The 13,258-nt window shown below is 68.8% G+C and carries 11 protein-coding genes; 9 read left to right on the top strand and 2 right to left on the bottom strand.

Annotated features, from left to right (window positions below):
- Positions 1-274: 274 nt before the first annotated feature.
- The 8 genes from IPG61_17250 (at position 275) to IPG61_17215 (ending at position 9,150) form a co-directional block, all read left to right on the top strand.
- Positions 275-964: a hypothetical protein gene (locus tag IPG61_17250; GenBank protein ID MBK6735787.1), complete on the top strand. Its 690-nt coding sequence runs from the start codon at positions 275-277 to the stop codon at positions 962-964.
- Positions 965-980: 16 nt separating this feature from the next.
- Complete coding sequence (locus IPG61_17245) at positions 981-1,352, top strand: cupin domain-containing protein (GenBank protein MBK6735786.1); 372 nt, start codon at positions 981-983, stop codon at positions 1,350-1,352.
- A gap of 29 nt (positions 1,353-1,381) precedes the next feature.
- A complete protein-coding gene (locus tag IPG61_17240) occupies positions 1,382-1,936 on the top strand; it encodes a GNAT family N-acetyltransferase (protein ID MBK6735785.1) in 555 nt (184 codons plus the stop codon).
- Positions 1,937-1,988: 52 nt separating this feature from the next.
- The gene (locus IPG61_17235) at positions 1,989-2,927 is read left to right on the top strand and encodes a YihY/virulence factor BrkB family protein (protein ID MBK6735784.1); all 939 of its coding nucleotides are present in this window, start codon (positions 1,989-1,991) and stop codon (positions 2,925-2,927) included.
- Positions 2,928-2,977: 50 nt separating this feature from the next.
- Complete coding sequence (locus IPG61_17230; GenBank protein MBK6735783.1) at positions 2,978-4,411, top strand: RNB domain-containing ribonuclease; 1,434 nt, start codon at positions 2,978-2,980, stop codon at positions 4,409-4,411.
- Between the two features lie 69 nt (positions 4,412-4,480).
- Positions 4,481-5,065 carry a sigma-70 family RNA polymerase sigma factor gene (locus tag IPG61_17225; protein MBK6735782.1) on the top strand — a complete coding sequence of 195 codons (585 nt, stop codon included), beginning with the start codon at positions 4,481-4,483 and terminating at the stop codon, positions 5,063-5,065.
- The gene (locus IPG61_17220; protein ID MBK6735781.1) at positions 5,052-8,264 is read left to right on the top strand and encodes a protein kinase; all 3,213 of its coding nucleotides are present in this window, start codon (positions 5,052-5,054) and stop codon (positions 8,262-8,264) included. The genes IPG61_17225 and IPG61_17220 overlap by 14 nt, the downstream gene beginning before the upstream one ends.
- 58 nt (positions 8,265-8,322) lie before the next feature.
- Positions 8,323-9,150 (top strand): carbon-nitrogen hydrolase family protein, encoded by an 828-nt coding sequence (locus IPG61_17215; protein MBK6735780.1) that lies wholly within the window; start codon positions 8,323-8,325, stop codon positions 9,148-9,150.
- Between the two features lie 16 nt (positions 9,151-9,166).
- Here the strand turns inward: IPG61_17215 and IPG61_17210 are convergent, their stop codons facing one another.
- Complete coding sequence (locus IPG61_17210; protein MBK6735779.1) at positions 9,167-10,390, bottom strand: pyridoxal phosphate-dependent aminotransferase; 1,224 nt, start codon at positions 10,388-10,390, stop codon at positions 9,167-9,169.
- A 326-nt stretch (positions 10,391-10,716) separates the two neighbouring features.
- On the opposite strand from IPG61_17210, the gene IPG61_17205 reads away from it, so the two are divergent.
- A complete protein-coding gene (locus IPG61_17205; GenBank protein ID MBK6735778.1) occupies positions 10,717-11,493 on the top strand; it encodes a DUF4114 domain-containing protein in 777 nt (258 codons plus the stop codon).
- 10 nt (positions 11,494-11,503) lie between these two features.
- On the opposite strand, the gene IPG61_17200 is transcribed toward IPG61_17205, so the two are convergent.
- On the bottom strand, positions 11,504-13,159 hold the full coding sequence (locus IPG61_17200; protein ID MBK6735777.1) for a SpoIIE family protein phosphatase: 1,656 nt from the start codon (positions 13,157-13,159) through the stop codon (positions 11,504-11,506).
- Between the last annotated feature and the right edge of the window lie 99 nt (positions 13,160-13,258).

Below are 13,258 nucleotides of genomic sequence, written 5' to 3'. Positions count from 1 at the left end.
CTGTGGAATTCGGCGTCCTTGTGTTCTTGAAGCGCGGAAGAGCGGCGTCCATGTTGCGCCGTTGATCGGCCACGCCGGCAGCGCCGCCCGCCGGTCGCCGGTCGCCGGCGCCGCGACTTATGCACTGGCGAAACGGCACCCTTCGGCCACGGGCCGACCTGGGCGGGGTGACGGAAGCGCCGATGGGTGCGAACATGTTGGGAGGCGAACGGCGCCCGCGACGCAAACGGATCGAACTTCGTTCGCTGGTCGCGGTCCCTTGCAAGCGAGGCGCATGATGAACAAGGCGACGACGAACACCCGCATCGGCTTCCCGGTCCTCCTGCTTCTCCTGGTCCTGGGCGCCGCTGCCTGCACGTCCGGCAATGGCGACGAGCGGAAGCCCGCTTCCCGCGCGGGGGATGCGGCCGCCGGCAGCAGGGCCTGCGATTCCAACTCCAGGCTGCGCGAGCTCACCGACAGGCACGCGGTCCTCTCGCTGTGTGCCGGCGCCGACGCGGTTGCCGGCGGCGATTCGGTCTGCGTGGCCACATTCGGGGCCGATTGGGTGACCTTCGAACCGCGGGATCTCGCCGGGCGCCTGCCCTCGGCCAAGGTGGCGGCGGGTATCGACCGGCTCTGCGCCGCGATCGCCGCCATGCCCTATGGCGACGGCCTGCAGGCCGTGGCCCGGCTCGAAGCGTGGGTCGCCGCCCATCTCGTCGTGCAGGAACTTGCCGGCCATGGCAGCGAGGCCCTGGCCACCGCCGTCGCGTTCGTGCCTGCCGTGGCCGACCTCCTGCCGGCCAACATCGAATCGCGCGCACCGCGCAAGGAACACGTGGGGGCGTCGCTCGCCTCCGCCGAACACACCGCGCTGCACTACGCGCTGGCGCGCCGTCTCTCGACCATGACGGAAGCGGAACGCACCGCGATCCTGGACCAGTTGCGGGAGCGGGCGAAGGCAGCGGAATTAACCATGTAGTCGTGAGGAGTGCTCCATGAACGAGGTCCTGTCGCCCGCGGGCATCGCGAAGTCCCTGACGGAGTACTGGTCGCCGCGCGTCATCGCGGAGATCGCTGACTGCTATGTCAAGGTCGCGAAGCTGGAGGGAGAACTCGTCTGGCACGCGCATGAGGAAGAAGCCGAGCTCTTCTTCGTCCTCGAGGGAAATCTCAGGATCGAGATGGAGTCCGGTGCCGTGGATCTCGGCCCGGGGCAGGTCTACGTCGTTCCCAGGGGCGTGCGCCACAACCCTGTCGCCGACGAGGAGTGCCTCGTCATGCTCTTCGAACGCAAGTCGACACTCCATACAGGGAGCGAGGTCACCGGGAAGACGAGGACTGTCGAGGAACAGCTTCGCCCGTACTGACAAGCTGTTGCCGACCGGAAGGATAATCCATGCTCCAAGGCGCCATCATCAAGCTGCGTCCCGTACGGGAGGTTGATCTTGAAGAGATCTATACCTTCCACCTCGACATCGCGAACCGCGGCGAGTTCTATCCGCGCGGCATCGTCTCGCAGGCGGCATTCAGCAAGCAGTTGCACGAGACGGGATTCTGGGGCGCGGACGATGGCATGCTCCTGATTACGACCCACAGGGATGCCATCATCGGGCACATCGAGTTCTTCAAGACCGTCAACTACCTTGATGAACTCGAGCTCTCCTACATCCTGTACCGATCGGAACATCGGGGCAAGGGGGCGATGTCGGAGGCGGTTGAACTCATGGTCCGGTATCTGTTCGAGACAAGGAAGGCCAACCGAATCCGCCTTGTCATTCACCCCGACAACATCGCTTCGCGTCGCCTTGCCGAGAAGTGCCGCTTTCGCCACGAAGGCACGGCGCGCGGTGCGTGGTACAACAAGGGGAGGCATCACGACGTCGAGATCTACTCGATCCTGCATGGTGATGTGATCGGGAAGGATCGGAACCTCGCTCCGCGAGCGGACTGAAGCATCGCAACCTACCGTGTATGGCAGACGGAATCCCGGAAGGCGAACCGACATGAAGCGTCCTTCCAGGTCCCTGCTCAAGATCAAGTCCCTGCGCGACCTCACCGCCGTGCAACTGGTGACCGAAACGGTGACCGAGTGGCTCGACGACGGGGCCGGCCGGTTGTCGGCGGCGCTGGCGTACTACACGATCTTTTCGCTGGCCCCGCTCCTGATCTTCGTGATCGCCATCGCCGGGGCGTTTTTCGGGGAAGGCGCCGCGCGCCAGGAGATCATCTCCGAGCTCGGAGACCTGCTCGGTCCCCAGGGCGCCACTTATGTGGGCACCCTGCTGGATTCGGCCAGTAAGCCGTCCTCGAGCCTGATTGCCACAACCCTGGGTTTCGTCATCCTCATCTACGGTGCCACCAGCGCCTTCGCCCAGTTGCAGGAAGCGCTCAATATCATCTGGGGCGTCAGGACCCGCAGGAACGGCATCGCCTATTTCATCCGCAAGCGCCTGCTCTCCTTCTCTCTGGTTCTCGTGATCGGTTTCCTGCTGCTCGTCTCGCTGGTCCTGAGCGCTGCCATCGCCGCGATGGGAAAGTTCATTTCGGGCGTGCTTCCCGCCTACCTGGTCCTGGCGAACGTCCTGAACTTCATGCTCTCGTTTGCGCTCACCACGCTTCTTTTCGCCGCGATCTATCGCATCCTTCCGGATGCGAAGTTGAGGTGGCGCGATGTGACCTGGGGCGCCGTGGTGGCCTCGTTGCTGTTCTCGGTTGGCCGCTACCTGATCGGATTGTACCTGGGCAAGAGCGCCATCGGCTCCGTGTATGGAGCCGCCGGTTCATTCGTGATCATCCTGATGTGGATCTATCTCTCCGCGCAGATCCTGTTCTTCGGGGCGGAGTTCGCCCAGGTCTGGTCGCGCCGGTACGGCCCGGGCATCCAGCCTGGTCGCCATGCGAAAGTCGTTGGGACTGTCGAGGATTCGACAGAGGCCCCGTGAAATCGTCGTCGTTGTGATCCCGGCGCCGTCGCGGCGCCACTGGAGTTTCCATGCAGGTCCGCCGCATCGTCAGCCGCACCCCACTTGGCGCCTTGGTCCCCGTCTTCGCTGCCATCCGGGCCGGTGTCGGCGTTTCCGAGACGTACGGCGCGGATGTCCTGGCCGAGGCCGCGGCAGCCGATACCGACGCCGAGGCCGCCCACGTGGTCGGCGAGCGCCACGACGCCACACACCTGCCCCTGGTCACCATCGATCCGGAAGGCGCCCGCGATCTCGACCAGGCCGTGCACCTCGAATCGTCACCGCAAGGCCAGCGCATCTTCTACGCGATCGCCGACGTGGGCGCGCACGTGGTACCCGGCGGCGCCCTGGACCGGGACACCCGCGAACGCGTGGAGACCATCTACTGCCCGGACAAGCGGGTGGGACTTCACCCGCCGCTGATGTCGGAAGGTTTCGCCTCCCTGCTGCCGGGACAGCGGACCAAGGCGGTGCTCTGGACCCTGGACGTGGACCGGGGCGGCAACCTCACCGGATTCGATGTGCGCCGGGCGTGGGTACGGTCGCGTCGGCAGTATGCGTACCGGGAGCTGGCCACATCGCCCCCCGCCGAAGCACGGGTCCTCGTCACGGCCCTGCACGAGTTCGGACAGCGGCGCCGTGCGGCGCTCCGGAAGCTGGGCGCGGTCACGCTGCCCAGGCCGAGTCAGGAGGCGGTGGTCGAGGACGGGAAGGTCTCCCTCGAGTTCCGCGCTTCCCTGGACGTGGAGGATGACAATGCACAGGTCTCCCTCCTGACCGGCATGGCGGCGGCGCGCTGCATGCTCGGCGCCGGTGTGGGCATCCTGCGCACCATGCCCGCCGCGAGCCCGGAGGCGCTGCAGAGATTGAGGCGGCAGGCCGCGGCGCTGGGGATGGAATGGCCCGATGCCTGGACCTACGCGGACATGCTGGACCACCTCGACGCCGGCGCGCCGCGCACCGCTGCCTTCCTGACCGAGGCCGGCGCGCTGTTCCGCGGCGCACGGTGGGAGGCCTTCGACAGCGCGCGGGGAGGCCAACTTGCGCTTCCGGCAAACACCACGCACGGCGCGCTGGCGGCCCCGTATGCACATGTGACGGCCCCGCTTCGCCGCCTTGTCGACCGCTACGGCGCCGAGATCTGCCTGGCCGTGTGCGCCGGCCGCGAGGTTCCGGCCTGGGCGCTCGAAGCGCTGGCCTGGATCGGCGGCGTCATGGCCGCAGGGGTGGGGCGGTCGCAGCGCGTGGATACCGCCTGCGTCGACGCGGTCGAGGTGGCGATGCTCGCCCCCCACGTGGGCGAGATCTTCGAAGGCGTCGGCCTGGACGCGCAGACGGTGCAACTGCACGAGCCTGCCGTCGTGGCGCGCTGTGCGGGCACCGTCGAGCCGGGCAGGCGCCATCGGGTCCGGCTCGTGTCGGCGCAACCGGGTAAGGGCACGTTGTTTGCGCTGGTCGACTAAGCGCAACCGGCGCGCGCCGGGTCCAGGCGAACGGGTTGCGGGCCATGGCGCCTGAGGTATACTCACCCCATGCCAAACGGACGCGACATCACGATGATCCTGCAGGGTGCGTCGGCCGGGGAGCCGGCGGCCGTGCGGGACCTGTTCGCGGCCGTCTACGACGACCTGCGCGCCCGCGCCCGCGCCTACCTGGCGAGTGAACGTCCCGACCACACGCTGCAGGCCACCGCCCTGGTCCACGAAGCGTACATGCGCCTGATCGACCAGAACCGCGTGGTCTGGCAGAACCGCGCCCACTTCCTGGCCGTTGCCGGCCAGGCGATGAGGCGCATCCTGGTCGACCATGCGCGCAGTCGCGGTTGCAGCAAGCGGTCCGGCGGCAAGGTCCACCTGCAACTCGACGACGAGCTGGTGCTGGGTGACGAGGCCGCCGACCCGGTCATCCTGGCGCTGGACGATGCGCTGACGCTGCTCGAGGCGCAGGAGCCGGAGATCGCGCGCATCGTCGAGATGCGCTTCTTCGGCGGGCTGACGCAGGACGAATGCGCCGCACTGCTGGGCATCTCGCGCCGCACGGTGTGCCGGCACTGGGACTACGCACAGGCCTGGCTCTACCGCGAGATGCGCGACGAGATGCGCGATGACCGCGCGTAACCCGGCCGATCTCTTCAGTGAGGCGCTGGCGCTGCCCGCATCCGAGCGGGCCGCTTTTCTCGACAATGCCTGCGGCGGCGATGCGGCGTTGCGCGCCGAGATCGAGTCACTGCTGGCGGCGCTGCCTGCGGCGCGAAAGCTCTTCGATGGAGCACCGCACCTGGCCGCTGACGACGGCTCCTCTCCCGACCCTGCCCTGGGCCTGGCCCTCGGCCCCTGGCGTCTCTGCGAACGGATCGCCACCGGGGGCATGGGCGCGGTCTATCGCGGCGAGCGCGTCGACGCGGCCTTCCGCAAGCAGGTTGCCGTCAAGATCATCAGCCCCTGGCTGGACGGCGCCGACATCGTCGAACGCTTCCGGCGCGAACGGCAGGTGCTGGCCGACCTCGAACACCCGCACATCGCCCGCCTGCTGGACGGCGGCGCCACGCCCGACGGCCGCCCCTACCTCGTGATGGAGTTCGTGGACGGCGAGCCGATCGACCGTTACGCGGACGAGGCGCGTTTGTCCGTCGCCGAGCGCCTGCGGCTGTTCCTGACCGTGTGCGAGGCCGTGCAGTTCGCGCACCGCAACCTGGTCATCCATCGCGACCTGAAGCCCGGCAACATCCTCGTCGACCGTGACGGGCAGGTGAAGCTGCTGGATTTCGGCATCGCCAAGGTGCTGGGCGGCGAGTCGCCGTCCGATTCCGATGCGGCTTCCGGGCCCGACCTGACGATGCCTGCGGCCATGACCCCGCGCTACGCGAGCCCCGAACAGGTCCTCGGCCATCGCGTGACCACGGCCACCGATGTGTACAGCCTGGGTGTCCTGCTGTGCGAACTGCTGTCGGGCGCCTCACCCTACGAGATGCCCACGCTCATGACGCCCGCCGCCGCCCGTGTGATCTGCGAGTCGGAGCCGACGCGTCCCAGCCGCGTCGCGGCGCGCCAGGATGCGGCCTTTGCCGCGCGGCGTGAGCATTCGCCCGCGCGGTTGGCCCAGGCGCTGGCAGGTGATCTCGATAACATCGTCCTCAAGACGCTGCGGAAGGACCCCGAGCGTCGCTACGCCTCGGTCGACGAACTGGCCGAAGACATCAGGCGCCATCTCGACGGCCTGCCCGTCCTGGCGGCGCCCGACCGGCTTTCCTACCGTGCCGGCAAGTTCCTGCGGAGGCACCGCTCGCTGACGATCGCCACGACCGCAACGGTCGCGCTGCTGGCGACCGCGCTCGTCGTGAGCATCGGCGCCTTGCGACGGGCCGAAATGCAGACGCGCGAGGCGCAGCAACTCGCCTACGTCAACTCGCTGGCCGCCGCCGAGTCGGCGCTGCGCGAGAACGCGGTCGAGGAAGCGGCCGGACGACTGGAGGCGGCGCCCGCGGCGCTGCGCGGCTGGGAGTGGCGGCATCTGGAGGCGCGGCTGGACCGCAGTCTGGTCACGGTGCGCGCGCATGAGCAGGGCATCACCTGCGTGCGTTACGCGCCCGACTCCGCGGCCGTGTTCACCTCGTCGCTGGACGGGACCATCCGCGAGTGGGACGCAACCACCGGTGCCGCGCGCCGGACCTGGGGACCGCTGGGCGAAAGCGTCGAAAGCGTCGCCGTGGCGCCCGACGGCACCTGGCTGGTCGCCGGGCTCAACGACGGCCGGGTGGTGATCCTGGATCGCGCCGCGGTTGCCGCGCCGGTGGTCCTGCACGAAGGCTCGGGTTGGGCCTCGGTCGCGGTCAGCCCCGATGGCCGCCGGATCGCCGCCGCGCACCGTGACGGATTCGTGCGCATGTGGGAGGCGACGACGCGCCAGCTGATCGGCAGTTGGCCGGCGCACGCCGATTTCGCGCAGGTCGCCTGGGCGCCCCGGGGCGACCGCCTGGTCACCGGTGGCGGCGACGGGCTGGTCAAGGTCTGGGAGCCTGCGAGCGGTCGACTGCTGCACACGTTCAACCGGCATACGCGGCGCGTCTATTGCCTTGCCGTCAGCGACGACGGACGGCTGGTGGCGTCCGGCGGCATGGATCAGCTCGCGGTCGTGCACGACCTGCAGACCGGCGAGCACCTGACGACGTTCCACGCGCACTCGGCCACCGTGACCGGTCTGGCCTTCATGGCCGGTAGCGGGCAGGTGATGTCCTGCTCGCCGGATGGCCGTTTCCTGCGCTGGGACGCGCGTACGGGCGCCGTGCTGACCGAACTGCGCGGCCACCGGCAGGACGTCAACGCGGACGCCGTGAGCGCCGATGGCAGCCGCCTGGCCAGCGTCGACTGGGGCGGCATGCTCAAGATCTGGTCCGCCGATGTCGACGATGTCGCCGTCCATCGCCTGCCGTCACCGCCGACGATGGTGGTCAACGTGGGCTGCGTCGCCATCGATCCCACCGGACAATTCGTCATCGGCGGCAACAGCCAGAGTGGCCTGCCGGTGTGGCCGCTGCCGGGATCGTCCGCGTCACCGGCGCGGGTCGACCGTACCGAACCTGCGTCGAGCCTGGGCTTCACGCCGGACGGCCGGCTGCTGCTGGCCGGCACCACCCTCGGCAGCCTCACGGTGGTGGACGCCGCGGCGTGGAACATCATCGACACGCTGACCGCGCACCGCGGCGAGGTGCACGGGCTCGCGATTCATCCGTCCGGCCGGTGGGTTGCCACCGGTGGCGATGACGCGGAAGTGATGGTCCGGGAGCTGGGCGCCGACGGGCTGCTGGCGCGAACGCCCAGGGTGCTCGGCCGCTGTGGCGGCGCGCTGAAGGACCTCGTGTTCACGCCTGATGGCGCCCTGCTGGTCGGCGCCGCCGCCGACAGCGCGGTCTACCTGTGGGACTGGCGCGGCGACCAGCCGCCGCGCCAACTGAAGGGCCACACGGGCGCGGTCCTGGACGTGTGCCTCGATCCCGCCGGCCGGCAGCTGGTCTCGGCCGGGGCCGACGGCGTTCTGCGGATGTGGTCGCTGCCGGACGGAAGCCCCCTGGCCTCGCGGGCGCTGGGCCGGGGGCGCGTCGTGGCGGTGGCCTGGAGCCGCGACGGCTCGCGACTGGCCGTCGGCGGCATCGACGGCGTTGTCCGCCTTCTCGAAGCCGGGTCGTTGCGCGAACTGGTCGGGCTGCGGGGACACGTGGCCCGGGTGATGGCCCTGGAGTTCGCGCCTGCCGACGCCTGCCTGGTCTCGAGCTCGCGCGACGGGACGATGCGGGCGTGGACGGCGCCCGGGACGCGTTGATTCGCGGCCGGTGCTATACTGCCGTCCGGCCGCACAAACCACGAACGCGGAGACGCCGATGACCAGTCCTGCCGACATCCAGTTGCTCCCGGTTGCCGTCATCCAACTCGATGCCGGCGAAGATGTCCCCGCCAACGTCGTCCGAGCCGAGCGCCTGGCCCGCGAGGCGGCGCTCGCCGGCGCCCGCTTCATCGCCCTGCCCGAGATGTACCACTTCCGCAGCACCGGCAAGCCGTCAACGCTGCCCGGCGAGCCGATCCCCGGCCCCTCCACGCGCGGCCTGCAGGCCATCGCCGCGGAGTTCAACGCCGCCATCCTCGCCGGCAGTGTCTGCGAAGCCATCGCCGGCAGCTTCAAGGTCCACAACACCTCGGTGCTGATCGGCCCGGACGGCGGCATCAACGCCACCTACCGCAAGATCCACCTGTTCGACGTGGAAGTGGACGGCGTCGCCATCCGCGAGTCGGACTGGTACGTGCCGGGCGACACGCCCACGTGCGCCACCGTGCTCGGCCACACGGTCGGCCTGAGCATCTGCTACGACCTGCGCTTTCCCGAATTGTACCGGCGCTATGCGGATGAGCGCGCCGAGCTGCTCACGGTGCCCGCTTCGTTCACAGCCACCAGCGGCGCCGCGCACTGGGAGAGCCTGCTGCGTGCGCGCGCCATCGAGAACCAGGCCTTCGTGCTGGCGCCGGGCCAGACGGGCCCCGGCTCGGGCGGCGTCATGACCCACGGCAACAGCCTGATTGTCGACCCGTGGGGCGTGGTGCTGGCTCGCGGCAGCGATCGCGGCACGGAGATCGTGACGGCGACGCTGGACTTCGCCCGGCAGGCCGAGGTAAGGCGCCGGCTGCCGGCGCTGGGGCACCGGCGGCTGGCCTGATCGAGAGCTGGCGGGATTACGCGCTCGCGCGCTTCGTCCCGGTGAATACCTGACTGGTGATGCGATCGAGCGCCTTGGCGAGTTCCGCCTCTTCAATCCCCGAGAACGAGATCCGCACGTGGTGCGCATATTCGGCCCCGCCGAAGGCCGTGCCGGGAATCACCGCCACGCCCGCGTCGAGGAAGCGCTGCAGCGTGAACTCGCCCTGCGACTGGCCGGCGGGCGCCTCGGGCACCAGGCCCTTCAGGTTCAGGAAGAAGTAGAACGCGCCCTCGGGGCGGTACAGCCCGGGGCCGAGCACCGGACCTAGTTTCTCGACGATCAGCTCGCGACGGCGTGCGAACTTCGCCAGCAGCGGCTCGAGCCAGGCCTGGCGCTCGGCCTCGTTCGTCATGGCCTCGACGAACGCCTTCTGGATGAACGGCACCACGCCGCCCGTCTGCGTGTACTCGCCGAGCGTCAGCTTCGCGATGATGCCGGCATTGCGACAGACGGTGTAGCCGATGCGGAAGCCGGTCGCGGCATACGATTTCGAGCAGGTGAAGACGCCGAAGATGTGGTCGCCGGGAAACTGGAGCATGCTCACGTGCTTCGCGCCGCCGAAGACGAAGTCCTCGTAGGCCTCGTCCGAGACGATGTGCACGCCGTGCTTCACGCACAGGTCGTTCAGGCGCGACAGCTCCTCGCGCGAGAACACCTTGCCCGTGGGGTTCTGCGGCGAGTTCACGTAGAGCAGAGCGGCGCCCGGCAGCTTCGCCTCGACCTGCGCGAAGTCGATGTCGAGCCGGCCGTCGCGTTCCACCAGCGCCACCTCGTCCAGCGTACAGCCCGCATAGGGCGCGATGTTGTCCAGCACGCACGACCAGGTCGGAGCGAACGAGACCACGCGTCCGCCCGCGAACATGTTGAACACCAGCTGCAGGCCTTCCTGGCCGCCGTAGGTGCAGATCACGTGCTCGCGGCCAAGGCCGGTCAGCCCGTTCTCCGCCATGCGCGCCAGCACCGCATCCTTGAACCAGGGTTCGCCGCCCGACTTCGGGTAGCGCGTCAGGCCGGCAGCCACGGCCTGCTCCATGGCGCGCGTGATGTAGGCCGGCGTGTTGTCCGCCAGCTCGCCGCGCTGCAGGTAGGCGAACTTCGCACCGGTCTTCGCTTCCCAGCGCGGGGCCACATCGCGGATCCGCTCGCTGATCTCGACGATGGGCGACAGTCCGATCCTGGTGAAGGCGGCGTTCAGCATGACTGGTCCTTTCCGGCGGGAAGTGCCACGGGAGGGTCCCGGACGTGCCGGCATTCTAGTCCATCAACCCCGCGGGAGCCACGGGCCTTTGCGGTCGGTTCCGCAAGCCAACTATTTTGACCAAATATCACAAAATCGTGATGTATACAGCAAAGTCAAGCGTGAAAAGATGTTGCGATAGCGGCAGAGGACGCACCATTGCTCATGTAAGAAGTCGATAGATGGTCATTCATGATTTGTTTGATCGACATTAAATCCACCATGCTAGACTCATGGGCCGGTGTCAGGGGGACACCGCCCCGCAAGGACCATTGAGAGGACGCAGCATGCGGCACCGATTCGCCCGTTTCCCGTCGCTGGCCCTGGTCGTCGGCGCAGCCCTGCTGGCCTGCCCGACCATCGTCGGCGCCGTGGACATCACATTCGGCACTTCGTGGGACAATGTCCCGTTGCAGCAGATCCTGGATACGCGGTACGGCGTCGGCGTCATCAACGTCGCCACCGACTACGAAGGCCATAATCCCGGCGATGCCGATCCCGCCTACTGGCAGGATCTCGGCCTGAACGGGCTCATCGTCCGCGAGATCGCGGGCTTCTCGAACCGCAACACGCTGGGCTGGTACGAGGAGTCGCTGGCGGGCGCCCCGGTCATCGACGGCAGCGATGACGGCATCGTCTTCGATGGTCCGCTCAGCGCCGGCGCCACGGCGTCGATCTCGTTCCCGAACGGCATGACCCGCTTCGGCTTCTACCTGAACCCGAACGGGACGCTGGACGGCGGCGCGCACGCGCCGGAGCCGGAGCTGTTCTTCACGAACCGCTTCTACAACGACAAGGGCACCAATGGCGTGGCCGCCACGCACGCGCCCTTCAACGGCGACCCGCAGTGCCTGGTGTTCAACATCACGCACCTGTCGGGTGGCGTGCCCACGTATGTGCTTGCCTGGGAAGATCTCGACTACGGGACGAGCATTGCGCCGTCATACAACTGGTCGAAGACCGACAACGATTTCAACGATCTCGTCATCGAGATCCAGGCCATGTCGCCGGTGGGCGTGGAGACGCAGACCTGGGGCTCGGTGAAGGCCCTGTTCCGGCAATAGCGCGGGGCGGCTACGGCAGCCTGCGCACCAGCACCAGCGTGACGTCGTCGCTGGCCGACGCGTCCCCCACGAACTCCGTGAGGTCGGCCAGCACCGCGTCGCGCACACTGTCGGCGCCGCGTTCGCGCGTGTCCTTGAGCACCTGCAGCAGCCGCGCGTCGCCGTATTCGTCCTCGGCCTCGTTCCAGGCCTCGGGAATCCCGTCCGTGAACAACGCCAGCAGGTCGCCCGGGTCCATGGTCAGCGATCGCGCCGTCCAGGTGCCCTCGCCGACCAGCGCGACCGGCATGCCGGTCGGGGCCAGGATCTCGATCGCGCCGCCGGCCCGCACCAGGTAGGGCGGATTGTGCCCGGCGTTGACGTACTCGAGCTGGCCGGTTGCCGGGTCCAGCACGCCCACGAAGAGCGTCGCGTACCGCACGGGCTCGGTGACCGGGTACAGCACCGCGTCGAGGCGCTCGACCAGCTTCGCCGGGTCTGAACACGGACCGGACAGGCCCCGCAGCAGCGGCCGCAGCGACGAGACCAGCAGCGCCGCGCCGAGCCCCTTGCCCGCCACGTCGCCCACGACCACCATCACCCTGCCGTCCGGCAGCGCGAACACGTCGTAGAGGTCGCCGCCCACCTCGGTGCACGAGACCAGGTGCGGCACCAGTTCCCAGCCCGCGATGTCCGGAGCCCGGTCGGGCAACAGCGTGCTCATGATGCGCCGCGCCGCGCCCAGTTCGCCTTCCAGTCGCTGCTTCTCGGCTTCCATCGTGTGGTAGCGCGCGTGCGTCAGCGCCACGGCCACGCAGTTGGCCAGCAGCGTGAAGGCCTTCAGCTCGTCGGTGGTGTAGCGGTCGTGCGAGTCGGCCGAGTCGGCATAGAGCAGGCCGATGACGTTCTCGTTGTCGAACAGGGGTGCCGCGATGGCCGTGCGCACACCCTGGCTGACGATGCTCATCTGCGCCTGGAAGGCGACGTCCTGCTGTGCGTCCTCGATGAGGAACGACACCCGCTCGCCGAGCACACGGTTGATGACGGTGCGGCTGAGCATGAGGTTCGATGCCTGGCCGCCGCCACGCACGCGCGAGGCGCGCACCTGGGGTTCGCCCGTGCCTTCGTCCAGCAGCGCGATGAGGGCGCGCTCCGGCATCACGGCGGCATCGACCAGGTCGAGGATCGGCTCGAACAGCTCTTCCGGCGTACCCGGCGTGACGAGCAGGCTCCCGGCTTCGGCCAGGACCGTGAACAGTTCGGCGCGCTTGCCGGCCCGTCGGGCGGTCTGTCGCGTACCGCTGTCGCGCCCGGTCGCTTCCTGCCAGGTGATGGCCACGCCGGCCGACTGGCGGTCGCCGACGATGGTCATCAGCGCCTGCGAGTCGAGGTTGCCGCCCAGCGCGAAGGTGGCCCGGCCCAGCGTGAGCTGGTCGCCGGGGCCCACGTCGCGCCAGCCTTCGCAGGTGGCGCCGTTCACCTGGGTGCCGTTGTGGCTGCCCAGGTCGCGCACGCGGACGCGGCCGCTGGCGTACTCCAGCTCGGCATGGCGGCGCGACACGGACGACTCGGGCAGCACGACATCACAGTCGGCGGCGCGGCCGAGCACGTGCTTGCCCTCACTCAGCTCGAAGCGGACCTCCTGGTCGCCGACCCGGCCGGCCAGGATGAGTTGTTGACGATTCATGGAGCCGATCCTGTCGAGGGGGATGCCCGCCGCCGGACGGGTCGCAGCGGCAGCGGCCTGCGTTGTCGCGGCCTGGACTTGTCGCGCCCAAGACTAGCC

This window comes from bacterium, from assembly GCA_016703265.1.
GTDB lineage: Bacteria > Krumholzibacteriota > Krumholzibacteriia > LZORAL124-64-63 > LZORAL124-64-63 > CAINDZ01.
Note: the sequence above shows the minus strand (reverse complement) of the source record. Positions and strands in the feature narration are given on the sequence as shown.

Coding starts and splice junctions, on each gene's coding strand:
- IPG61_17250 (MBK6735787.1), top strand. CDS start 275: ATGATGAACAAGGCGACGACGAACACCCGCATCGGCTTCCCGGTCCTC.
- IPG61_17245 (MBK6735786.1), top strand. CDS start 981: ATGAACGAGGTCCTGTCGCCCGCGGGCATCGCGAAGTCCCTGACGGAG.
- IPG61_17240 (MBK6735785.1), top strand. CDS start 1,382: ATGCTCCAAGGCGCCATCATCAAGCTGCGTCCCGTACGGGAGGTTGAT.
- IPG61_17235 (MBK6735784.1), top strand. CDS start 1,989: ATGAAGCGTCCTTCCAGGTCCCTGCTCAAGATCAAGTCCCTGCGCGAC.
- IPG61_17230 (MBK6735783.1), top strand. CDS start 2,978: ATGCAGGTCCGCCGCATCGTCAGCCGCACCCCACTTGGCGCCTTGGTC.
- IPG61_17225 (MBK6735782.1), top strand. CDS start 4,481: ATGCCAAACGGACGCGACATCACGATGATCCTGCAGGGTGCGTCGGCC.
- IPG61_17220 (MBK6735781.1), top strand. CDS start 5,052: ATGACCGCGCGTAACCCGGCCGATCTCTTCAGTGAGGCGCTGGCGCTG.
- IPG61_17215 (MBK6735780.1), top strand. CDS start 8,323: ATGACCAGTCCTGCCGACATCCAGTTGCTCCCGGTTGCCGTCATCCAA.
- IPG61_17210 (MBK6735779.1), bottom strand. CDS start 10,390: ATGCTGAACGCCGCCTTCACCAGGATCGGACTGTCGCCCATCGTCGAG.
- IPG61_17205 (MBK6735778.1), top strand. CDS start 10,717: ATGCGGCACCGATTCGCCCGTTTCCCGTCGCTGGCCCTGGTCGTCGGC.
- IPG61_17200 (MBK6735777.1), bottom strand. CDS start 13,159: ATGAATCGTCAACAACTCATCCTGGCCGGCCGGGTCGGCGACCAGGAG.